This is a genomic window from Parabacteroides leei, from assembly GCF_023369805.1.
Taxonomy (GTDB): Bacteria; Bacteroidota; Bacteroidia; order Bacteroidales; family Tannerellaceae; genus Parabacteroides; species Parabacteroides leei.
This window is the reverse complement of sequence record NZ_JAMBQG010000029.1, coordinates 19,571-42,122: the sequence shown is the minus strand read 5'-3', so window position 1 is coordinate 42,122 and position 22,552 is coordinate 19,571. Positions and strand designations below refer to the sequence as shown.

Below are 22,552 nucleotides of genomic sequence, written 5' to 3'. Positions count from 1 at the left end.
CATTGATAAATTGGAACAGACTGATAAGAAAGACTTCACACCCGCGGTCGCTTCTTGCCAAGATTGCGGCGGGGTATATCACCGTGCTCCTGACGGTTGGCTGTATCATATATATAGGTATCCACGAATGGCGGGAAATCAAATCAATAGAAACGAATGTCCGGCAAATAAACAGACAAAAGCGTACCATACGCAATGTATATATGAAAATGCTTGAACTCTCTTTGTTCTGCGACACATTCACGGAGTGGGACGAGAAGGACTTCAACACGTACCTGAAACAGAAATCGGCCGTTGACAGCCTGCTGTACGGTTTACAGGAACTGCATCCCAACGCCGGGATAGACAGTATCCGCATCTTATGGAGGGACAAGGAACAGTCCATGCTGCAAATCAAGGAGATTATGCGCAAGCAGCAGCAAGCCGGCAGGGAAATAACCGGGCAACTTTCGCAAATGGCCGGACAAAGCCTCCCGAAAAAGACAGGCAGGAAGGGAGGGTTCCTGAAAAGGCTGTTCGGGAAAAAAGAGAAGACGGAAACCTCCCCGAACGCGTCCGCACTCCATGTCCTCAACAGGACCATTGCGGACAGACAGCGGCAATATGCGCTCCAGTTCTCCGAGCAGGCACATATCCTCGCCTCCCGCAACAGGTTGCTCAACGAGCAGCTTCAACAGGTTATCAGACACATGGACAGGAACATTCAGTCGGAGATACAGCAGCGGGAGGAGAAGCTGGGCAGTACAGGCGAACGGTCACTGACTATAATTGCCGGACTGGTGGTAGTCATGTTCCTGCTGCTCGGAGGTTCCTACATGATTATACACCGGGACATGGCACGCATAAACCGCTACAAGAAAAGGCTGGAGGAAACAATCGGGCAATTGGAACATACCGTTGCCGAAAACGAGGAGCTGATTGCGGCAAGAAAAAGAATCATGCTGACCGTGACCCATGACCTGCGTACACCGCTTACGACAATCAACAGCTATGCGGAACTGCTCGCGACGGAGAAAAAGATATCCAAACGGAAAGAATACAACCGGACGATACGCCGGGTGGCGGGACACATGGAGGCCATGCTGAACACTTTGTTGGGATTTTTCCGGCTGGAGAGCGGAAAGGAGGAGGTCGATCCGGTTCCGTTCAGGCTGCATACCGTCATCGAGACGCTGGAAGCGGATTTCATGCCGCTGGCGGCGGACAAGAACCTCTTCCTGAATATGGAGAGTCCAAGGGACAGGGTGGTCATCGGGGACAAGAAACGGATTGTCCAGATAGGACATAACCTGTTGTCAAACGCCATCAAGTTCACGGAGCGGGGAACGGTCACATTACGCCTTCGGTTCGACAATGAGACCTTGCAGCTCTCCGTTGAGGATACCGGTACAGGGATGAGCGCGGAGGAGCAGGCACGCGTTTTCACCGCTTTCGAACGGTTGCCCAACGCGATGGCCGAGGAGGGCGTGGGACTGGGGCTCTCCATTGTCAAGGAGCTGGTCGGACTGTTGGGAGGCACGATAGAACTGACAAGCAGAAAAGGGTCCGGAAGCTGCTTCACGGTGCTCCTGCCTGTGTCAGCTGCGGAGGACACGGCAAAGAAAGAAAACGACACCCGGCCTTTCGTACAGCCTTTTACCGTTGTGGCATTGGACAACGATACCGTCCTGCTGGCCGCCGTCAAGGAGATGTTTGCGCACCATGGGGTGATGTGCACGACATGCGGGTGCGTACGTGACCTGATGGAATGTATCCGCCGTCAGAACTATGACCTGCTGATTACCGATCTGAAAATGCCGCAGATGAACGGGTTCGACGTGCTGAAACTGCTTCGCACAGCCAATGTGGGAAACTCGCGAACCATTCCGGTCATTGCGGCCACCGCTTCGGGAGGCTGCAATACGGCGGACCTGCATGAGGCGGGGTTTTCGGCCTGCCTGAAAAAACCGTTCTCCGTGGAGGAGCTGCTGCAAGTCTGCACGGGATGCCTGGGTGACGAAAGGCAGCAGGAGCAGGTCGATTTCCATGCGTTGCTGGAGTATGGCGACAGGCTGGAAATGCTGGAAACGCTTATCAGGGAGACAACGGACGATATCGCGGCGATGGCGGAAAGTGCGGAAAGGAACGATTGTGAGTCGCTCAGGGAATGGACCCACCACCTGAGCAGTTCCTGGGAGATAATCCATGCCGGCAAGCCCCTGCGGGACCTGTTCATGCTGCTTCAGGAGGACGGGGAATGTTCGGCGGAGGAGTTCGGCCGGGCGGTCCGGAAAGTACTGGACAAGGGAAAGGAAATAATTGATTTGGCACAACAGGCAAAGGAAAGCTATGAGAGTGATTGTGGTTGAGGACAATATATTGTTCTGCGATTATATCTGCAATTTCTTGCAGAATGCCGATTACCAGACAGTGAAGGCATACCGGCTGGCACAGGCGCGGCAGGTCATCGCCCGTTCCGTCCGGGAGGATGACATCGTGCTGGCCGACCTGAGACTGCCGGACGGGGAAAGTACCGCACTGCTGGAATGGATGAGGGAACAGGGCTACACCCATCCGTTCATCATGATGACGAACTATGAGGAGATACACACGGCTGTACATGCCATGAAACTGGGAGCGGAGGATTATATCCTCAAACCGCTGCTCGAAGACAAGCTGCTCCCCGCACTGAAAAAGATAAGGATGGCGGACGAGGCATTCGCCAAAGTGATTTATGAACGCAAGAGCGCCGCTTTCCGCGAGCTGGACCGCTACATCCGCCTGGTTGCCCCCACGGACATGACGGTGCTCATACTCGGAAATACTGGGACGGGCAAGGAGCATTTGGCGGGCAAGATCCACAAGCGGAGCCTGAGGGCGAACAAGCCGTACATAACCGTGGATTGCGGAAGCCTGTCAAGGGAATTGGCGGCATCCGCCTTTTTCGGCCATGTCAAAGGGGCGTTCACGGGGGCGACGAATGAAAAACCGGGATATTTCCAGGAAGCGCGGGGAGGCACGTTGTTCCTGGACGAGGTGGAGAATCTGCCGGTAGAAATACAACAGATGCTGTTGCGTGCGATGGAGGAACGGAGGTACCGCCCCGTGGGCGGAAGGCAGGACAAGCGGATGGACGTGCGCGTCATTGCCGCCACCAACGAGGACTTGCAGGATGCCGTCGCGGAAAAACGCTTCCGGAAGGACCTGCTATACCGGTTGCAGGATTTTACAATCACCGTGCCCACGTTGCAGGATTGCCTGGAAGACATACTCCCGCTGGCTGATTTTTTCCGTATCCAGTCTGCCGGACAACTGGGAAAGGAGATTCCGGATTTTGACGAGGCGGCAAAAAAAATATTGCTGGGCTACGGCTGGCCGGGGAATGTCCGTGAATTGAAACAGGTTGTCCATGCGGCGGTGCTGATATGTGGCGGAAAACTGATAACCCCTCAGTGCTTACGGTTGCAGCAGGCGGGAAAGACCATATTGAATCTTGCGAAGGAAGAAAAGATAAACAACTGCCTGCTAAAAGACGAACAGCGGAATGCGGAACAGATCAGAATGGCGGTCACCATATCCAAAGGCAACCTGACACAGGCGGCAGCCTTGCTGGGCATCAGCCGCCCGACCCTTTACAAGAAAATGGGCATGTACGGGATTACCAAGGAACAGGTCTGAAAGGACCGGATAATAATATACAGGACAGTTTCCCCTTCCATCAAAGGAAAATCGAACCGGTCTTGCCAGCCGCATTTTCCACACTCTTTTCGTGGCAATTTTCCTTGCGGCTGGCGCCGGGGAAAATTGCCGCGAAAAAGAATGCGGCGGCAATCCCGCTTCGATTTGAAGGATGATTACAGGGGCAAACTGCGACCGACGTGACGCACGGGCAATACATACAGGAGATATTCCGGAGGAGCCGTTTCTTATATTCCCTGAAAATCAAATACTGACCATACCATATCCCGTTCCGCCTGAAATCTTCTTATAAGTATATGACGGACCACAAGAAAAAACAGGGGGCTTCAGCTCCCTCTGTTCTGCATGGGCCGCTGTACCCGCTCCTTTTTTCTTCCGTGCCATGCACGCCGTTTGTCCTTTTCCCTGCGGTACGTCCCCTCGCCTGCCCATACTCTTTTTTTCCTGCCGTCCTTGTGTTTCCTACTTGTTTTGAAGCACCTTTCCGGACATCTGATGACATCTGATGACGTTCGATGTCACCTTTTTGAAAATCAGCATTTTATCCAAAATATCCTCATACATTTGAAGTGTCAAAGCGATTCATTAACCTCAAAAAGATGATGTATGGCACAAGAAAAGAACATGAACGAGAAACCCAAACGGACCAGGAAACCGAAGGCGAAAGACGAGGCCCTTCCGGTGGAGCAGATTACCGAACTGATGCTGGTTCACAACAAGAACGATCCGAAAGCGGGCGTGCGGGCGGTCAGCGGAATCGACGGACAAGGAAAGGTGAAAACTGTTCCGGCGGATGAACGGAACGAGAATTCATTCCTGAAATTCGACAAGAACTCAAGTATCCTTGAGAATTTCATCAAGAATTTCTGGAGCCAGCTCAAGAACCCCACGCATTTCCGGCTGATCCGCATGACCGTCCACGATTACAAGATGAACAAGCAGGCCATCAAGGACCTGGCGGAAGGAAAACAGACGGACGCGGTGAAGGAGTTCCTCAAGCGCTACGAAATCCGTCCCAAAGAGAACAGGAAGGAACAGAATGTAAACCAAGAAAAAACAGAAACGATGGCAAAAAAACAACAGCAACAGCCGCAACAACCGCAGGAACCCCTGCAACAGAGCGAGGTGCAACAGGCGGCGCAAGGCGCGCAGCCGCAGGTACCGCAGGCGGAACAACAGCCGCAGGCACCGCGTTACCGCTACAACGAAGACATGATTGACTGGAACGCACTGGAAAAGATCGGTGTTTCCAAAGCGTCGCTCGAACAGGAGGGGCTGCTTGACTCCATGCTGAAAGGCTACAAGACGAACAAACTGGTACCGCTTACGCTGACATTGGATGCCGCCACCATCCGTATGGACGCGCGCCTTTCACTGATACCCATGCAGAACGGACAGGTCGGGCTCGGCATCCACGGCATACGCAAGGAGCCGCAGCTGGAACGCCCGTACTTCGGGCATATCTTCACCGAGGAGGACAAGAAGAACCTGCGCGAGAGCGGCAACATGGGACGTGTGGCGGAACTGAACCTGCGCGGAGGCACGACGGAACCCTGTCTGATCTCCATCGACAAGAACACCAACGAACTGGTAGCCGTCCGCCAGGAGCATGTCTACGTGCAGGATGAGGTAAGGGGTGTCAAGTTGAGTCCCGACGAGATACAGACCCTCAAGAACGGCGGACAGGTGTTCGTGGACGGGATGATTTCCAACAAGGGGAAAGAATTCAGCGCGACACTACAGTACAGCGCCGAACGCAGGGGGCTGGAGTTCATCTTCCCCAAGGACCAGGCGTTCAACCAGCAGTCCCTCGGCGGGGTACAGCTCTCGCCCACCCAGTTGAAAATGCTCAGCGAGGGGCACACCATCCTGGTCGAGGACATGAAACGCAGGAACTCCGACGAGGTGTTCTCCTCATTCGTCACGCTGGACAAGGTGACGGGACGTCCGAACTATACCCGCCACAATCCGGAGACAGGCGAAATCTACATCCCGAAGGAGATCTGCAACGTGCAGCTCACCCACGAGGACAAGGAGCTGCTCCGCAAGGGACAGCCGGTCTATCTGGAAAACATGATCAACCGCAAGGGAGAGGAGTTCTCCGCCTTTGTCAAGCTGAACATGACCACCGGCAACCCGCAATACTCCCGTACCCCGGACGGGTTCAACGAGCAGCAGGCGCCGCGCATCCCGGCGGAAGTGTACGGCCATGTGTTCACCGCACAGGAGAGGGCAAACCTCCAGGACGGAAAGTCCATTCTCATTTCCGACCTGAAAAGCAACGGAAAACAGTTCAGCTCCTACCTGAAAGTCAACCCCGGTTCCGGGCAGTTGCAGTATTTCCAGGACAATCCGGATGTCCGGAGGGACACTTCCCGCCGGGCGACACAGGCGGACAACGCCCAACAACAGGAGCAGAAGAAAAGCGCGAAACAGGCCATGTAGGATGATACCGGAAATGACAGAGAAAATGACTTTACAAACAACCCCAAAATCAAGAAACGTATGAATACGAATCAGAAGACCCGCCTCAAGGCGGAAGATATGGAGTGGAACGTTCTGAAGACCCTCGGGCTCAGCAAGGAACAGCTGGAGGCGGACGGCAGTATGGAGCGGTTGCTGCAAGGCATGGAGACGGAAGCCATTCCGTTGAAGTTCCGTACCCCGGTCATCGACCTGAGCATGGACGCCACATTGAGACTGGTACCCGGACCCGGTGGAAAACCGGTCCTGGAAATCAAGGGAATCAGCCCGGAAAAGGAACCGGAAGCATAAGACGGAAGAAGTCGGACACATACTCCGTGCCGGACGGTACGGAGTACATAAAAAGAAAAAAAGAATATGATTGCAATATTGACTGACAAGCCCAACGTGGGCAGAGAGATAGCAAGAGTGGTAGGCGCCCATAAGAAAGAGAACGGTTACATGACCGGAGGCGGCTACATGGTGACATGGACATTCGGCAACATGCTTTCCCTGGCTATGCCGAAGGATTCCGGAAAAGCGAGGGTGGAATGGGAGGATTTCCCGCTGGTCCCGCCTCCTTACCTGACGGTGAAGAACATGAAGACGGATACCGGATGGAATCCCGACATCAACGCGGTGCTCCAACTGAAAGTGATAGCCAAAGTGTTCGACGCATGCGACACGATCATTGCGGCCACCGACGCCTCCCGCGAGGGGGAAATGCTGTTCCGCCACCTTTACCGCTTCCTCGGATGCAAGCAGCCTTGTCTCCGCCTCTGGATCTCGTCACTGACGGATGAGGCCATTCTGGAGGGCATGGCGAACCTCCGCCCGTGCCATCAGTTCGACAACCTGTTCCTGGCGGCAGACAGCCGCAACAGGGCGGACTGGATGCTGGGAGTCAATTCTAGTTACGCCGTGTGCAAGGCGGTAGGCTTCGGAAACAACTCGCTGGGCAGGGTGCAGACACCTGTGCTGGCGGCCATAAGCGGACGTTATCGGGAAAGGGAGAACCATATAGGTGCCGACAGCTGGCCGGTATTCATCAGCATCTGCAAAGACAACCGGATAATCAAGATGCGGCGCACCGAAGATTTTGAGGAGCATCGGAATGCGACGGAGCTGTACGAGGACTGCAAGGCGGCACGGAAAGCCCGCATCACGGCGGTCAGCCGCAGGACGGAGGAGGTTCGGGCTCCGGCTCTGTATGACCTGACCGGACTTCAGACGGATGCGAACCTCTACCATGGCCTGACCGCCATACAGGTGCAGGAAATCACACAGAGCCTGTATGAGAAGAAACTGATTTCCTATCCGCGTACCGCCTGCCGGTTTTTGCCGGAGGATGTGTATGCCACGCTTCCCGCCGTCATGGAAAGGATGCTGGCGTGCAAGGAGTTCCGGACGTATGCGGACCGGCTGGATATTGCCGGCGCAAAAGCCGTCGTCAACCCGCTGAAGACGACGGAGCACCATGCCATCATCATCACCGGCATGCCACCCGGTGACCTGGCCAGGGAGGAGATGCAGGTCTATACGCTCATCGTAGGCAGGATGCTCGAAGCTTTCTCGCCATCCTGCAAGGTGGAATACACCACGGTCGATGCGGTATGCGCCGCACAGAAATTCCGTACCCGGACATACCGCATACTGGAAAAAGGATGGACCGGTGTCTTGGGACGTGAAAACCTCATCGCAGAAGAGGGCTTCTCCTGTCTCTCCCTTCCCGAACTGTCCCGGGACGAACTGGTAGAGGTGGCCGGTTGCAGCATCATCCGCAAGAGAAACCTGCCGCCCTCCCCCTATACGGACGCGGAACTGGTCGGATTCATGGACAGGAACGGACTGGGAACGGTAGCCACACGAGCCAACATCATCCGCACCTTGCTCGAACGCAAATATATCCGTTATTCGGGGAAATACGTCATTCCGACTCCCAAGGGGCTCTTTTTCTACGAAACGGTACGGGGCATGAAAATAGCCGACGCCTCCCTCACCTCAGGCTGGGAAGCGGAACTGGCACAGATAGAGCGGGGCGAACGGACACCGGAGGAATTTCTGGACGGTGTACTGGAACTGGTGAAGGGGATCACCGGTGAAATCCGCCGGATACAACGGCCGGAGGAATGACCCGAGGAGGTTTACCGGCCATCCGGATTTCAAACTGACAAAAGAGGAAAGAGGTACAGGCATCATCAGAGGTCCGTGCCTCTTTTCTTTTTTAGAGATCCGGCCTGATTCCGGTCCGGACAAAACGGCAGGATAGTTTTTCCGCTTTTAAGCGGCAAAGGTCTTGGATTGCCTCATTATTTGCTGCAAGGCGGCCCCTTTCAGGGGCTTGGTTGGGGAAAGAAAATCATCCTCGCTCCGCTCCGGTATTTTCTTTCCCCAAGCCTTGCGCAAAAAGGCAATCCAAGGGCCGGGAGCCTATAAAATCGGGAAAACATATCCCGATGGGATTATTCATACTTAAAATTATAAAGAACATGAAACTGCAACTCATCGAAAAAATCAGCAGACAAGCGGTAGCGCTGGTCCTGCTCGCAGGAATATGCCTGCTTTACAGCAAGGGGATCGTCCCTGTGTACACCACCGTCCTGTTCCTCTTCTCGGGAACAATCATCGGATTCTTTTTCAGGACACTCTCCTTTGTCATAAAAATAATTCTTGTCCTGCTTCTGGCAGGCATATTCGTATAACCTTCAATCCTTTAAAGACATGAGAACAGCGACATTTTCTTCCCCGGCTCCGGTCATGCCGGCCGCATGGCCCGCCACACACCGTATCAGACCTGTTAGAAAACGTATCCCCGGCACGGTGGACGGACCGAAACATATCGGTTACTATCTGGAACCGTTGAGAGGCATCGCCTCAAAACCCGACAGGCGGCAAATCCTGAAGGATTTCTTTAACGAAACGAATGTATAACACTTAATATTTTACCACTATGTTTTTTCAAGCTATCAACCGAATGATTACAGCCGGCACTGACCTGAGTTTCAGTATCCGGCAAGTCAACAACCGTCTGACCGTGGCTGTCATGCCCCGCCGCACCGGACTGAAAGGCGAAGCCGGGGGGCAAATCGTCCCCCTGGTATTGAACGGCACTCCGGAGGAACTGGATGCGGAGTTCCTTCAAGCCATCAGCACTCCCGTACAGAAAGCGCAGGGCATCCTCACCAACCTGGAGACATTCGAAAAACAGGCGGAACAGGCGGCGTCGCAGAACAAGGGCGCCAAATCCCCACTGGAAAAGGAACCGAAGGAGGTCAGGGAAAAACGGGAGAAAATGGAAAAATTGCTGAAAAAAGCGGATGAGGCGACCGCCTGCAAACGCTATTCCGAGGCACTGACGTGGCTCAGGCAGGCGAAGGCACTCGCCACGCCTGAAAAACAGAAGGACATTGACGCAAAAATGGCGGAAGTGCAGAAAAAAGCCTCCGAGGGAAGCCTTTTCGGAGAGGAACCGCTTATGCAGGCGCCACAACCGCGACAGGAAGCACGACCGCCGTACAGGCAAGACGGACAGGCGCAGATTTTCGAGCCGGAACCGGCAGCAGCCATGCCGCAAAACGTACCGCAACAGCAGCCTCCGCAACCGGTACAATATGCACAGCCTGCCCCATCGGTCCAATATGGAACGGACGGAAGACCGGCTTACCCTCATCCTTATGCGGAACAACGGGGACAGATGCCCCCCGGACAGCCCGTGCAGGCATCGCAGTCCATGCCGCAAGCCATACAGTTCCATCAGCCCGTACACATGCCGCAGCAGACCGTGTACGGAGGACAATGGCAGCAGCCGGTCCCGGCGCAACCGCAGAATGTCCCCGTACAGGCCGCACCGGGAGACAACGGGAACCGTGAGTACAGGTCACAACCGCAGCCGGCGGAAATGTACAGCTTTGACAAGGATGACGAATGTGACAGGGAACTCCTCCGGGAGGACCCTTATGCCGAATATCTTGACTTTCCGGAAGAATACCGGATGAAAGATGAGGCGCAAATGGAAACGGTATGTTGTTAAACCTTATAAAAACAAAAAAATTATGGCACTTGAAATCAAAGGATTGCAGAGGATATTCAAAATGAAGAAAAATTCTATAGAAATGGAGCTGGCAGATCCGGACAGCAACATGTCCCCTTCCGAAGTGATGGACTTCTATTCCATGACCTATCCCGAACTGACCACGGCTACCGTGCACGGGCCGGAATGGGAGAATGACAGGACGGTTTACCGGTTCAAGACAACCATCGGGACAAAAGGATAGGGATATGGCGAAAATAAAGAGAAACAACCAAAAGAAGGAAACATGCAGATTATTACCGAAATCCCTGACGGAAAACCTGGCAGGCCTGATTATCAGGGAAGCCGGTTCCTCAAACGTCAGCCGGGGTGTGACCTCCCGAAAAAGACGGAGGTTGCCACCGGCAGAAAGCCTAATGCTTTTCTGACCGGGAAAGTTCCCCCCATTGCGACCGATTATTACATGGAAAGCAATACGGATGAAACCGAAACAAATCTCACGACATCCGAGAATTTTGACTTCCTCTACCGGTCGGCATTAAGATATGCCGGACTGGCGGGGATAAAACTCCCTTTCCGTCCGCGGAAAGGGGGCAGTCCCCGCATGAACATCGCCGGACTGTACCGGGCAATGGACGAGGCGCTGCCCGAACAGGTCAATCTGGAGGAAAAGGCGGGAAGGCTTTACTTCTGCCTGTACAGGTTTCATGAATGGCCGGATTACACATTGTTCTGGATTCCCATTGACTTCATAGAGAAAATCTCCGTACCGGTACGGGGTATCGTCCGCGAGTTCATCCGCCGGTTCATCCGGCACCACGGATTGAACATGGTCAATGAAACATGGTATTACGAACTGGCACTGGAAGAACTGCGTGACTGGAAGAACCGTGACCCGGACGCCTCGCCGCAGGAAGTCAGGCGAAACAACCTGCTGGCGGAATCCTATGAAAACGGAAAAATCTCAAAAGCGCTCAAGCGGATGGAGGGAAAGCCGTTCTGCATACGGCTGGAGGACAAAATACGGGAATGCCGGACAGAAACGAAGACGGAACGGGAACTCCTCGGACTGGTAAGCGAGGGGCTGGAACTGATAACACCGGACAGCCCGTGTCTCATACAGTATTATTACGACTGGGCGTATGAGAAAGAACCGAATTTTCCACCGATAGAACTTGGCACCCAAATCATGCTGGCATACTCCAACAATGATATGCTGGCAGAAAACATGGAGTCTTATTTCAATTCGGACTGCCGTGAAACCTATACCATCACCCCGGTCACATACATGTACCTGACACCGGAAACGGACAGGCTGTTCCACATGGACGATTACCCGGAAAGACTCTCAAAGTGGATACAGAGGTTCATGCAGCATATAAACAAATCCTTTTAATTTCCCAAATCAAAATTTCAAATCAAAAATCAGATAAAGATGAACGAACTGACCAAGAAGATGCAGGAGATAATGGTGCCCAAAGCGGCGCTCATCGCCTATGAATACAGGGAAAGCACTTATACAACCGGAAAGAATTACCTTGAGCTCCGTCCCATCAACCAGGCGGGCAGAATGGAAGCGGGCATTCCGGTCACGTATGAGTTCATGAACGCCCTGGTGGAATCCTATTCGGACGAAAGACAGAATGTACCCCACGGCAGGATGCCTTCCAACATGTTATGGTGCGACTCCCGGAAAGGGCATGAGAAATATATATGGTACAACCCGCCGGGGAAACGGAGGATGTTCTTCAAGGACAGCCTGAACATCAAGGATGGCGTATTCCATCTGCCGGGAGTTGTCTACATCATTGAAAACGAGAGAATGACAATATTCGCCTACAAGGGACGGATGCCGGAAGAGGACACACCGCTTTATCTGGCGCCTTTCTTCAATGTGACGCGCGGAAGTGTGTGCCTGGGCAGCTCCACATTGAAGAAACCGGAAAATATGGACTTCCACGCACTTCTGGAATATTGGGAGAAACGCTTCTGGCTCAGCGAATTCTCGCACCTGGGAGGAAGTGAAAATCCGACACGCGGCAATCTGGTCTTGGTAACGGAGCAGGCACGGGAGCGGTCGTTCAACAATGACGAGCTCAAACCGGCAAACAAACAGCTAAAAGATATACTGTCATGAGAAAGATACATTATACAGACCAATACCTCCTCAATCCCTATCATCCGGTAACCGTTTTCGTAATCGGGGCAGGAGGCACAGGCTCCCAGGTCGTCACCGGCCTGGCACGTATGGGCATGGCATTGCAGGCGCTCGGCCATCCGGGACTGCATGTCACGGTTTTTGACCCCGATACCGTTACCGAAGCGAACATCGGACGCCAGTTGTTCAGCGAGGCGGAAACCGGACTGAACAAGGCGGTGGCGCTTGTCACCCGTATCAACCGGTTCTTCGGCTACGCCTGGGAAGCGGAAGGAAGCAGTTTCCCGTCAAGGCGGAAACACGACGGTGGCAGCCCCGGACTGGCGAATATAATCATTACCTGCACGGACAACATCCGTTCCCGGCTTGACTTGTGGAGACTCCTGAAGCACCACAGGAAGAATACGCACAATGACGAAAAGACACCGATTTACTGGATGGATTTCGGCAACGCCCAGACAACCGGGCAGGTTCTGATAGGCAATATCCGGAACAAGATACATCAGCCCGCCTCCAACGAGTACCACACCATACCCAGAATGAATGTGATTACCGAGGAGACAAGTTATTCCACCATTGAGGAGAAGGAATCCGGACCGAGCTGTTCGCTGGCGGAAGCATTGCAGAAGCAGGACCTCTTCATCAACTCCATGCTGGCACAAACCGGCTGCGACATCCTCTGGCGCATGTTCAGGGAAGGAAGGACCTTTTACCGGGGGGCTTATCTCAACCTTGACACATTGCGGGTGAATCCCATCCCGGTATAACACGGAAAAGAGAGTGTCATAATGACCGAATTGAAAAATCCAGAGGGTGTCAAAATTAAAATGACTCTTTGAAAAGCTACAGATTGCAACTGCAAGACCTGAAAAGAGCCGTATCAAGCTCTGTTTTGAGCAATGATACGGCTCTTCTTTTTGCCTTTAAGAATGTTCAAGTTTCAAATCAAAAGCTCATCCGGGCTAAACTGGAGTTTCGGTCACTCTTTATAAAAAACGTTCAGCGTTTCAACCGCACGGCGCCCGCCACCCCTTTTTCCGTCCGGACCAGCTCATAACGCTCCAGTTTCTCATACAGTTTTCCCAAAGTCTTGCAACCGTATCTTTTTATCTTGAACTTGGGCATCATCCTCTTCAGGGCGGTTCCGATCAGTGAGAGAGGAACTTCCGTCTTACCGTCGGCAGCCTCCTCGAAAGCCCTGTCAAAATATTCCATGTCCCGCCGGAGAAAGAACCCGGGCGTATTCTCCACCGGCTTCCCTTCCATACGGTCCGCATACAAAAATTCAGTACAGGCGCGTACCAGCGGTGCCGGGGTCTTGCTTTCACCGTATCCCAACACCGGCAGGCCGGCTTCCCGTATCCGCTGGGCAAGCAGGGTATAATCACCGTCGCTGGCAACCAGGCAAAAACAGCCGGCAAGTCCGTCACGCAGAATATCCATCGCGTCTATGACCAGGGCAATGTCCGTGGTGTTCTTCCCGGAGGTAAAGGAAGAGGCCTGTACCAGGCGGAAACCGTGTTCTCCGGCGGCATCCTTCCAGCCGGAAAGCGATTTCCGCGTCCAGTCGCCGTATATCCGTCTGATAATGGCATTTCCGTGGCGGGAGACAAACCCCATCACATCCTCCAAATTCTCGAAGGATGCGTTGTCACCGTCCACCAGGACCGCCACCGCATATTTCATATCCGTCTTCATAACATGTATTTCAGGTACAAAGTTAACATAACTTCCTCATAGTAAAATAAAACATATTCTATTTTTTCTTCCCACGCTGTTGCAGGAACTCCTGTACATCCGAACTGCGATAAAAGTTCTTCCCGTTCTCATCCGTCTGATAATACCGGATCAGCCCTTTCTCCCGGTAACGGGCCACTGTCCGCAACGACACCCCGAGCAGTCTGGCCAGGTCATAGTTGTCCAGCAGCTTGTCACCATCCATGCAGTCCTTCACACGCATCATACTGTCCAGCTTCTTTTCCATCCGGTCAAACCCTTCCACTATGGTCATAATCATTTTCTCAAGCACTTCATTGTCTATATACATCATGGCATGTCTCTCCTGTATTTTAAAGGTTATTACTGGAATACCCTTTCTTGTGCGCACTGTAAGAGTATATGCCATTCATAGTGAAAAAAACGTGCCGTCAGCCGGCACTTCATAAAAATCTTAAACGAATATCCTGATTATAAAATAATTAGAAAAGAATACAAATTTTATTCCGCGTCTTATTGTAAAAAACAAAGTGTAAAGTTGTAAAAGGTGTATTGTAAACTTTACAAGTCATACCAGCCGTCTTACTTTCCTGTCAGCAGTGCCGATAAATGATGTTTCCAGACAACCCGTCTGACTGTTGCCGGCGGGGGCATCCGGAACGTACGGGCCAGAAAGACAGCGCCTGTCACTATGGCGCCGACCCTTTCCAAGTTATGGGCATACTCCAACAGGCTGTCACCGCTGGTCAGCAGGTCATCCACGATTACGACCCGTTTTCCCCGCAGCCCCCTCGCCATCATGTAATTGGCCGTATCCACTCCGGAACGTCTTCCGGAAGTGTGTTTGCTCTCCCTGTCTTCCGTGATACATATCAGATCCAGCCCTGACCGGGCATAGCCACCGGACTCCAGAAAAGCGGCTATACCGGAAAAACGTCGATGGTAGCGCCGGGAAGTGCTGCATGGCATAAACATGGCGGTCACATCTCCGGTAACGGAAAGAATCCGGAACGCCTGCGAGAAACAATTCCGGCATGGGTCTCTCCCTTCCTTGAAATCATACACCTTCCGGACAAATCCGGACTGGTCGTCACAAAGCCAGTTTTCATAACGCTGAGGAAAATAATATCCGGCAAACACACAGCGGATTCCCCTGAATTCAAACAAGCGTAACGGCCGGGTCTTGTCAAACCGTTCGGGATAAGTCAACGCATACAACAAGGGTGCATGACGGTTTCCCGCTATTATGGCATACCGCATCAGCTTTTCCCTCTCCTCTCTCCCGCAGCAGGCGGCCGCATATTGGCAGAACGCCTTCCCACACATTCTTCTCCAATACCGGGCATACATCCAGAGTCCGATAAAAACCGATATCACCGACAAATGTAAGCATTCGATAAACTCCCCCTTTCATTCTAAAAATGTGATATTACTTTTGTAATCAAAGTAAAAAAGCTCAATTGTTATGTCACATCAATGGACCATGGAAGATTTTGAATCTATTTATTCCCGTTTCAAGTCGAGCGGACTGTCAGTTATGGATTTTTGTTCGAATGAATGTATTCGTCCCAAACGTTTCTACGAGTGGCGTTCCAAGCTGTTGCGCAAAGGCGGCTTTATCCCGGTAAAGGTAAACAGTAAGGGCCAGGTCAGTCTTCCCCATAAGGAGAAATCCCTGCTGTCTGCCCCTCCGGTCAGCCCGTCGCCAATTCCCCAGCCGCTATGTGAGATCTCCTATCCCAATGGCGTCACAGTCCGCTTGAACAGCCCTTTGTCACCGGAGGTATTGCAAACCCTGATATTTTTGAATTCAAACCGTTAGCCTATGTTTTCTTTGAATGAATCCAACAGATATTATCTTTACCCGTATCCGACAGACATGCGTAAGAGTTTTTATACGCTTAGCGGCATCGTGACCAACCAGATGGGAAAGAATGTACGGGACGGTGACGCTTTCATTTTTATCAATGCGAATTGTACCTGTATGAAAATCCTCCATATGGAATATGGTGGTCTGGTGATATACCATATGAGGCTGGAACATGGGCACTTCCATCTGCCGGTCATAAATACGGAGGAAGGTCGGATTAAAGCGATTGAAACCTTCTGGAATGACCTTGTGATGATGGTTCAAGGAATGGACGGCAGCAAGGTCAGGCGTTATAAAAGGAGTGGTTTCCATGGGTTGTAGTTGTAACAAATTATAACATATACAATGCCGTATTCCGGCTGTTTTTTAGTATCTTAGCATCATATTTAAACGATTATGCCAACCGATAAGGAATTACTGATAAAGGATCTCATGCACAAATGCGACTGTCTGTATAGAGAAAACAGCCGGTTGAAGGAGATGGTGTCCACGCAGCCCCTTAAAGCTGCGGACAAAGAGGTGTATGAGGCTTTATTGTCTGACAAGGATGCCATAATCGCCCAAAAGGAAGCAAAAATCAACAGTCTGGAGCAACGTGTATCCTATCTTGAACGGCAGTTGTACGGTAAGAAGGCGGAAAAGTTCATAAAGCCTGACGCCCAGGACCGCTGGCTGGATTTTGAAGGCTTTGACATGCTTCCCCAGGAGGCTGAAGCCGCAGAAGAAGCAGAAAAGGAGTTGAAGGCTACCAGAGAAGCGATCATCGCCCGTAAAAAAGCGGGGAAGCAGCATCCTGCGAGAAAATCCCTTCCGGAGAATCTTGAGCGTGAGGTGGTCCATATATATCCCGAAGGGTATAATCCGGAAGAGTGGACGCTCCTTCCCGGAGAGGAAGTGACCGAGATCCTTATGCACGAGCCCGAGAAGTTCTATATCCGCAGGATAGTGCGCCATACAGCCAAACGGAAGGGTACAAACGAGTTCAAGACCGGCCCGCTTCCCGTCATGCCAATAGCAAAGAGCTATGCCTCTGCCTCATTGCTGGCAGACATGATGATAGGGAAATATGTGGATCACATACCGTTCCACAGGCAACTGGAACAGTTCAAACGTGTGGGGGTACATCTCCCCGCGTCAACGGTCAACGACTGGTTCAAGGATGTGGCGGATTTGCTAAGGCCCCTTTACTTCCGATTATGGGAGCTGGTGATGCAGACTGACTACATACAGTCGGATGAAACGACAATCCCCGTGATGAATGACGAGAGACACAAGACGGTCAAAGGTTATATCTGGCTTGTGCGCAGTGTCATGACCGGACGTCAGTTCTTTTACTATGACAAGGGTTCCCGAAGTGGAAAGGTGGTGCTGAAACTCTTCGGCAAGTTCCGGGGAGCCATACAGACGGACGGATACGAAAGGTACGAGATGCTGGACGCCAAGAAAGGTATTATCCTTCTTGGCTGTTGGGCCCATGCACGCAGACATTTTTGGGAGGCAAGAAAGAATGACATGCAGCGTGCCGACTATGCGCTCGCACAGATACAGTTGCTTTATGACGTGGAGCGTAAGGCTGACGATGAACGCCTGACTTACGAACAGAGGGCTGAACTTAGGGCACGTCTTGCATATCCCATACTTGTGCGCTTCGAGAAATGGCTGGTCAATGAATATCCCAAAGTAATGAAAGACAGTCCGATCGGAAAAGCCATAAAATATACATACGGAAGGTTCGACAAACTCTCCAGGTACCATCTGGACGGTCGTTACAGACCGGATAATAACGAGATAGAAAATAAAGTGCGGCCTGTCGCGTGCGGCAGACGTAATTACCTGTTCTGTGGCAATAATGATGCCGCTGAAGATGCGGCGGTGCTCTACTCGTTCTTCGGCTGCTGCAAGGCTGCCGGGGCTGACTTCCGCACGTGGCTGATCTACTTCCTTGAACATATACATGATTATGACGATGACTACTCGATGGATCTGGCCGAATTGTTACCTGACAATCTGTTATCCAAGGGCAAGATATTATCCGTTACGTCACCGGAATCTCCCAAGAAAGACTCCTGATACCTTCGTAAATCTCGCCTAAACACGGGAAAACTACCGTTTTATGCCAATCAAGACGGGAAAAAAGGGAATAAAGTGCCGTTTTTATCTTCATTATCCCCGATAAATAGGGAAAATAAGGGAAAGAATACCCTTTTATACCAATTATGGCGGGAAAGTAGGGATAAAAATATCGCTTTATCACATTTGTCACAGGAAAATAAGGGGCAAAGGGGAAAAACTTCCTTTTATCCGCTCCATTAGTAGGGATAATATCAATTACTATAGAACCCGCACATCTTTGGGTTGAATTGATGTAACAATAAATCATAGAACGATAAAATGAATAAACGACATTATGAACATACGTTACCCAATATACGAGGGAGTTTATCGAATACTTACCGACAAATTCACAATCAATTCCATAATAATATAAACGTTTCAAAGGTTAAAATCCTGATGGCGGATAAATATAGTTGTTTTTATCGGAAAAGACCTGCAAGTCATTCCCTTTTGAAGAAAATTTAAACAGGGACTAAAATCCTGTTCAATTCCTGCTTGCTACTTTCTCGGGGGCATTTAAATATTTCACATTTTCGTTCCCCTTGCCATCTGATGCCGTCTGATGACATTTACAGACACCTTTTTGGAGGAAAGGGATTCCATCCCTATTTTCGTACCGGACAAAAAAGAGAAACCTATGGAAATCGTAACCATTGAAGCGCAGACATTTTTGGAAATGAACAGGGCCTTGGAAGCCCTTGCAAAAAAAGTGCGGGAAATATGCGGGGAAAATTCCCAGAGTATGGATGACTGGATAGACAACCAGGAAGCATGTATGCTGATGGGAGTCTCCCCCGGAAAACTGTTACAGCTCCGAAGACGCAGGGCAGTCCCTTACAGCCATATAGACCGTAAAGTATATTACAGGCGTCAGGACATCATCCGCTTTATGGAAAATACGATTCGTCAGGTAATCCTTTAATCGGCAAGATACAATGGCACAATCCCTATTGACCAAGGAAAGTCCGGAAATCAGGCAGTTTTTCCGGAACATTGACACATTGTCCCACCTTCTGGACATACGGGCAGAAAAGTTCCGTCCGCTACTGAACGGCGACCGTTACATGACGGACAGCGAGCTTGCCGGAAAACTGAAACTGACACGAAGGACACTGGCGGACTACCGCCTGAACGGAAAAATACCCTATTACAAGATAGGAGGCAAATTATTGTACAAGGAGAAAGATGTCCTGGCATTGCTGGAAAGCAACCGGATGGAAGCGTTCGACTGAATCCTGTACCGCCTCTGCCTACCGGACGGCTTCTCTTCTCCATGGCAGACCGCCATTCATATCGTATTTCAATTCTTACCTGCAAAGGTCGCCTTTTGCCTTCGATTGGGCAAGGCGGTCCTTCGGACTGGTTGGAAGGAAAAAATCATCCTCGCTTCGCTCCGGTATTTTTTCCTTCCAAGCCTTGCGCAATCACGGCAAAAAGCAAACCGGGGCATATAAGAAATGGAAATACCGGCTTTTGCCAAGCCGGTCATGTTTAATCAAAAAAGAAAGATTATGGTTCAAACGAAAGAAATGAAAAATTACAAAACGGAAGTGGCGGACAACAACCGGATTGAATATCTCCACTTTTTCGGAATAAAGTACCCGTTCATCGAAATTGACGGAATGAAAATTGCCTCTGACGAACTGGAGTATGCCATACGGAACCACCCGAACTCACCGGAAGGATTTGAGTTGATGGAAGAAACAGACTGTTTCCTGCCCGAAAAGGAACTGCTTAGGCTGGATGAAAAAACAGTCCGGATGTATATGCCTGCCTGAACAGGAAATACAGACCCTTACTCCAACGTGAGGGAATATACGGTTTAAAACACCCCAAAGAGATGTCCCGGGAGGGATATCTCTTTTTTATTCATGGACAATATCAAAACTGGAAAATATGTTATACTACCAAATTAAAAACTACGAAGATTTCAAAAAACGGTTCGGACTTACAACAAGGGAAAACGGAGTGATATCCAGAAAGAACAAAATATTGCTCGGACATTTAAAGAATCCCCTGTTGCTCCGGTATTGTTTGAAACACAACGATTACAGCCTGTTGCACATATCCGATATGGCAGACTTGCAGAAAAAAGTTACCGAGGCTGTCAAGGAGTCCGGAAGGAACGACGGAAAGCTTACAAACAAGGTGGAACTGATAGGGGAAACCTATCACTCCGGATTGTACAGGACAAATGAATCCAAAGGGATTTGCGAAGATATGGACAGGTTTTCAGTCTGTTATATCAATGTTGAACGGAACCGGACCTTCAAAATGAAATCCGGAAAATTCATGAGGACGCTTATCCTTGAAACGGAGATTGGAAAGCTGCTTTCCCCGGGAATCCTGAACTGGCTTTCCGGAGATGTCTTCACCCGGCAATGGTACACCTATGCCTATAGGCATGATTCCGGTCTGAAACTGCATGTGGACAACCGGTTTGACAAGATATATGACTATTGGAAATGCAAGGGTGATTTCGGTTCCTGTATGACGGGCAGGAACAGGGATGAGTTTTATGCCTATTCTGTGAATGCCAAGGCCGCCTATATCACAGACGAACATGATTATATCATAGCAAGGGCAATCCTGTTTACAGACGTGACAGACCAGCACGGTAAAAAATGGAGGTTGTTGGAAAGGCAATACGCCTCCAATAAGGACGACACGCTGAAAAGGCTGCTGATTGACAAGCTGATTCATGGAGAATATATAGACGGATATAAGGTTATCGGCGCATCATGCCGTGATGCGGATGCTTTTGTGGACATTTCCGGAAACTCCCTTAAAAATAAGAAGTTTGAAATCGATTGCCGATTGGATATACACGACACGCTCTCTTATCAGGATTCCTTCAAATGGTATAATCATAGTAAGAAAAAAGCCTATAATTATGAACCGGAAGAATATTCTCACGACCTTGACACCACAGACATCAACCTCAATGGGGATGAGGACGGGGATGAATGGGATGACTATCATGGATATTATTGTGAAGAAACCCGGCTGTGCTACAGGAACGGTACGCAAACCCATGTGGATACGGAAAACCTGAACGATTTTGTATGGATAGAATCAATATACGAATACCACCATGATGATGACTGTACAACTTGTGATGAATGTCAGGAATGGATATTGCACAGGGATGCCCTGCAATCGCACCTGACCGGCGAGAAGTACTGTTGTGGCAAGTGCATGGAAAAAGCGGAGAAGGAATTCAAGCGGAAGAACTGGTATTATTCCGAATACGACGATGAATGGTTTGAAAAGGAGGACGACATCACCCGGATTCAGGTATGGACGGATGCGGAAAACAAGTATAAGGATACAAGCATCACCGCCGGGACATTGGACAAATTGGTAAAGGACGGAAAGGCATGGATATTTGGCAAAGAGGCGTTTGATACGCTCAATCCCGGCACCGACCTTCCCTATGGTTACAAACTTAATGAAAAAGAACATGAATACACAATTGCTAAAAAAGCTGTATAGCATTCACAGCCCGAGCGGAAAGGAACAGGATATGATACGTTTCCTCCGTTCCTATATCGGAACACTCCCCGGTGACATATCCGTCTCACAGGACCGATACGGAAATCTTTATGTGATAAAAGGGACGGGGGAAAACTATCCCTGCCTGGTCAGCCATATCGACCAGGTGGCACACTGCCACCACTCCAAGGATTTCAAGGCGATAGAGACAAAGGACATCATTTTCGGCTATTCCCCGGGCAAACGGCGGTTTGAGAATCCGGGGGCGGATGACAAGAACGGAATATTCATCTGTCTGGAATGCCTGAAAAAATACGATACCATTAAAATAGCCTTCTTCAAAGAGGAGGAAACCGGATGCGCGGGCAGTTCCAACGCATACATGCCCTTTTTCAACGACGTACGGTTTGTCATCCAGCCCGACCGGAAAGGCAATTCCGACCTGATTACAAGCATCGGTTTCTCGGAACTTTGTTCGGATGAGTTCATAGAAGCGGTAAAGCCTGAAGAATGGGGCTATAAGGAGAACAACGGGCTGTTGACCGATGTAATGGTCCTGAAAGGGAACGGGCTGGATGTCAGCTGTATCAATCTGAGTTGCGGTTATTACAACGCCCATTCAGACCAGGAGATAACGGTCAAGAAAGACCTGATGAAAGGCCTGTTGTTTGTAGAGCATATCATTGAGGATTGTACCGCTGCCTATCCGCATACGGGCATATTCAATGACCGCTATGAATGCGAGGATGAAATCCATGACATCCTAAGACAAGATCCGACACTGACGCCGGAAGACCTTCAATATATGTATGCCACTAATTTCCCGCACTTGAAGCCGGAAGATTACGAAAGGATTTGCCAAGACTACCGGACATTGTGGGCGGGAAACGAACAAGACAGGGAACATCCCTAACCCATATTTACAGGACAATACAACCATTACGGACTGCAACCGGTATAATCCAAGCCTATTGGATATATCCGTTTTGGTTGTACTGTCAAAAAAATATCAAAAGAGTGGCGGCAA

General features: G+C 50.7%; 24 protein-coding genes. 20 read left to right on the top strand and 4 right to left on the bottom strand.

All coding sequences use genetic code 11. The annotated features are described in order from the left end of the window. Window positions 1-2 precede the first annotated feature (2 nt). Together M1P97_RS24840 and M1P97_RS24835 are read left to right on the top strand one after the other, a co-directional pair. Window positions 3-2,348 carry a hybrid sensor histidine kinase/response regulator gene (locus M1P97_RS24840; protein ID WP_151853667.1) on the top strand — a complete coding sequence of 782 codons (2,346 nt, stop codon included), beginning with the start codon at window positions 3-5 and terminating at the stop codon, window positions 2,346-2,348. Beyond that, on the top strand, window positions 2,329-3,657 hold the full coding sequence (locus tag M1P97_RS24835; RefSeq protein ID WP_151853666.1) for a sigma-54-dependent transcriptional regulator: 1,329 nt from the start codon (window positions 2,329-2,331) through the stop codon (window positions 3,655-3,657). Before M1P97_RS24840 ends, M1P97_RS24835 begins: the two co-directional genes overlap by 20 nt. Window positions 3,658-3,921: 264 nt before the next feature. Here M1P97_RS24835 and M1P97_RS24830 read toward each other — a convergent pair whose 3' ends face one another. After that, window positions 3,922-4,110, bottom strand: a complete 189-nt coding sequence (locus tag M1P97_RS24830) for a hypothetical protein (protein WP_117741562.1) — start codon at window positions 4,108-4,110, stop codon at window positions 3,922-3,924. Window positions 4,111-4,284: 174 nt separating this feature from the next. Between M1P97_RS24830 and M1P97_RS24825 the strand changes: the two genes are divergently transcribed. From M1P97_RS24825 to M1P97_RS24780, 10 genes are all read left to right on the top strand, one after another. Then, window positions 4,285-6,123 carry a DUF3945 domain-containing protein gene (locus M1P97_RS24825; protein ID WP_237475910.1) on the top strand — a complete coding sequence of 613 codons (1,839 nt, stop codon included), beginning with the start codon at window positions 4,285-4,287 and terminating at the stop codon, window positions 6,121-6,123. 60 nt (window positions 6,124-6,183) lie between these two features. Beyond that, the gene (locus M1P97_RS24820) at window positions 6,184-6,453 is read left to right on the top strand and encodes a DUF4099 domain-containing protein (RefSeq protein ID WP_005682873.1); all 270 of its coding nucleotides are present in this window, start codon (window positions 6,184-6,186) and stop codon (window positions 6,451-6,453) included. A gap of 66 nt (window positions 6,454-6,519) precedes the next feature. Then, entirely contained in the window at window positions 6,520-8,274 is a 1,755-nt protein-coding gene (locus tag M1P97_RS24815; protein WP_151853664.1) for a DNA topoisomerase, read from the top strand. Between the two features lie 356 nt (window positions 8,275-8,630). Beyond that, complete coding sequence (locus M1P97_RS24810; RefSeq protein ID WP_117741601.1) at window positions 8,631-8,843, top strand: hypothetical protein; 213 nt, start codon at window positions 8,631-8,633, stop codon at window positions 8,841-8,843. Between the two features lie 19 nt (window positions 8,844-8,862). Then, a complete protein-coding gene (locus M1P97_RS24805) occupies window positions 8,863-9,072 on the top strand; it encodes a hypothetical protein (protein ID WP_151853663.1) in 210 nt (69 codons plus the stop codon). Window positions 9,073-9,091: 19 nt separating this feature from the next. Beyond that, window positions 9,092-10,171, top strand: a complete 1,080-nt coding sequence (locus M1P97_RS24800) for a PRTRC system protein E (RefSeq protein WP_237475911.1) — start codon at window positions 9,092-9,094, stop codon at window positions 10,169-10,171. Between the two features lie 22 nt (window positions 10,172-10,193). Next, complete coding sequence (locus M1P97_RS24795; RefSeq protein WP_138299154.1) at window positions 10,194-10,415, top strand: PRTRC system protein C; 222 nt, start codon at window positions 10,194-10,196, stop codon at window positions 10,413-10,415. A 42-nt stretch (window positions 10,416-10,457) separates the two neighbouring features. Then, window positions 10,458-11,567, top strand: coding sequence for a hypothetical protein (locus tag M1P97_RS24790; RefSeq protein WP_237475912.1), 1,110 nt, complete (start codon window positions 10,458-10,460; stop codon window positions 11,565-11,567). Between the two features lie 39 nt (window positions 11,568-11,606). Continuing rightward, window positions 11,607-12,308: a prokaryotic E2 ligase family D protein gene (locus M1P97_RS24785; RefSeq protein ID WP_237475913.1), complete on the top strand. Its 702-nt coding sequence runs from the start codon at window positions 11,607-11,609 to the stop codon at window positions 12,306-12,308. Then, window positions 12,305-13,096, top strand: coding sequence for a PRTRC system ThiF family protein (locus M1P97_RS24780; protein WP_237475914.1), 792 nt, complete (start codon window positions 12,305-12,307; stop codon window positions 13,094-13,096). The genes M1P97_RS24785 and M1P97_RS24780 overlap by 4 nt, the downstream gene beginning before the upstream one ends. 232 nt (window positions 13,097-13,328) lie before the next feature. Here the strand turns inward: M1P97_RS24780 and M1P97_RS24775 are convergent, their stop codons facing one another. The 3 genes from M1P97_RS24775 to M1P97_RS24765 all read right to left on the bottom strand — a co-directional run bounded on the left by M1P97_RS24775 (window position 13,329) and on the right by M1P97_RS24765 (window position 15,395). Beyond that, entirely contained in the window at window positions 13,329-14,027 is a 699-nt protein-coding gene (locus M1P97_RS24775) for an NYN domain-containing protein (protein WP_237475915.1), read from the bottom strand. Between the two features lie 58 nt (window positions 14,028-14,085). Then, complete coding sequence (locus M1P97_RS24770) at window positions 14,086-14,379, bottom strand: helix-turn-helix domain-containing protein (RefSeq protein ID WP_016271540.1); 294 nt, start codon at window positions 14,377-14,379, stop codon at window positions 14,086-14,088. Between the two features lie 248 nt (window positions 14,380-14,627). Continuing rightward, window positions 14,628-15,395 (bottom strand): phosphoribosyltransferase, encoded by a 768-nt coding sequence (locus tag M1P97_RS24765; protein ID WP_249390481.1) that lies wholly within the window; start codon window positions 15,393-15,395, stop codon window positions 14,628-14,630. Between the two features lie 115 nt (window positions 15,396-15,510). On the opposite strand from M1P97_RS24765, the gene tnpA reads away from it, so the two are divergent. From tnpA to M1P97_RS24725, 8 genes are all read left to right on the top strand, one after another. Next, window positions 15,511-15,867 (top strand): IS66 family insertion sequence element accessory protein TnpA, encoded by a 357-nt coding sequence (gene tnpA / locus M1P97_RS24760; RefSeq protein WP_004319780.1) that lies wholly within the window; start codon window positions 15,511-15,513, stop codon window positions 15,865-15,867. A 3-nt stretch (window positions 15,868-15,870) separates the two neighbouring features. Next, on the top strand, window positions 15,871-16,236 hold the full coding sequence (gene tnpB, locus M1P97_RS24755; RefSeq protein WP_004312010.1) for an IS66 family insertion sequence element accessory protein TnpB: 366 nt from the start codon (window positions 15,871-15,873) through the stop codon (window positions 16,234-16,236). 75 nt (window positions 16,237-16,311) lie between these two features. After that, window positions 16,312-17,985, top strand: coding sequence for an IS66-like element ISBf10 family transposase (locus M1P97_RS24750; protein ID WP_004312011.1), 1,674 nt, complete (start codon window positions 16,312-16,314; stop codon window positions 17,983-17,985). 682 nt (window positions 17,986-18,667) lie between these two features. Continuing rightward, complete coding sequence (locus M1P97_RS24745; protein WP_249390480.1) at window positions 18,668-18,952, top strand: helix-turn-helix domain-containing protein; 285 nt, start codon at window positions 18,668-18,670, stop codon at window positions 18,950-18,952. A 13-nt stretch (window positions 18,953-18,965) separates the two neighbouring features. Further along, window positions 18,966-19,262, top strand: a complete 297-nt coding sequence (locus M1P97_RS24740) for a helix-turn-helix domain-containing protein (RefSeq protein WP_237475960.1) — start codon at window positions 18,966-18,968, stop codon at window positions 19,260-19,262. A gap of 279 nt (window positions 19,263-19,541) precedes the next feature. Further along, entirely contained in the window at window positions 19,542-19,808 is a 267-nt protein-coding gene (locus M1P97_RS24735; RefSeq protein WP_229045448.1) for a hypothetical protein, read from the top strand. A 118-nt stretch (window positions 19,809-19,926) separates the two neighbouring features. Continuing rightward, window positions 19,927-21,525, top strand: coding sequence for a hypothetical protein (locus tag M1P97_RS24730; RefSeq protein ID WP_237475961.1), 1,599 nt, complete (start codon window positions 19,927-19,929; stop codon window positions 21,523-21,525). After that, window positions 21,494-22,438, top strand: a complete 945-nt coding sequence (locus M1P97_RS24725; protein ID WP_237475962.1) for a hypothetical protein — start codon at window positions 21,494-21,496, stop codon at window positions 22,436-22,438. Before M1P97_RS24730 ends, M1P97_RS24725 begins: the two co-directional genes overlap by 32 nt. Window positions 22,439-22,552: the final 114 nt, after the last annotated feature.